The sequence below is a fragment of the Mesorhizobium sp. P3_A8 genome (assembly GCF_056402995.1).
The window spans coordinates 1-719 of sequence record NZ_JBFUGI010000045.1 but is presented as its reverse complement, the minus strand read 5'-3'; the positions used below and the strand labels follow the sequence as shown (position 1 = coordinate 719).

At 60.3% G+C, this 719-nt stretch carries 1 protein-coding gene; it reads left to right on the top strand.

The features are described from left to right. Positions 1 to 62: 62 nt before the first annotated feature. Positions 63 to 719 (top strand): IS5 family transposase (locus AC1DX4_RS35065; protein ID WP_477224685.1); only part of this gene is annotated, 657 nt, incomplete at its 3' end.

Genomic DNA, 719 nt, shown 5'->3' with positions numbered 1-719 from the left:
GGGGACTGTTGCGTAATTCGGTGGTTGTGATTCTCTGAGATTGACGCTCGGAGGGAATCACGATGGCAGTGAAGCAGACGGGTCAGTTGAGCTTGGCGGAAGCCTTTCTGGGCGGCAAGTTGGCAGGCGGTTCTTCGCCACTCGATCGATTGTCAGGTCTGGTGAAGTGGGACCGCTTCGAGAAGCTACTCAACCCGCTGCGCGATGGTGGACCGGGTCGGGCTGCCTGGCCACCGTTGGTCCTGTTCAAGGCGCTTTTGCTTCAATCTCTGTACGGACTGTCGGATCGCGAACTGGAGGAGGCGCTTGGCGACCGGCTGTCGTTCCGACGTTTCGTCGGGCTCGGACTGGAGGAGAGCATTCCCGACCACACKGTGCTTTCGCGCTTTCGCAACCTGCTTGTCGGCGAAGGTCTGTTCGAGAAGCTGTTTGGCGAACTGGACCGGCAGTTGGAGAAGGCTGGCGTGATCCTGAAGCGGGGCACGATGCTGGATGCCACGCTGATCAATGCGGTCTCATTGCCGCCGACGGACGAGCAGGCATCAAAGGATGCAGATGCCCGTGTCACGGTGCGGCAAGGCAAGGGCGGCTTCACTTTCGGCTACAAGGCACATGTCGGAGTGGATGAGGGCTCTGGCCTGATCCGCAAAGTGATCACGACGCCTGCCAACGTCAACGACACGGTGGTGGCCGATGCCTTGATCTGCGGCGACGAGAAG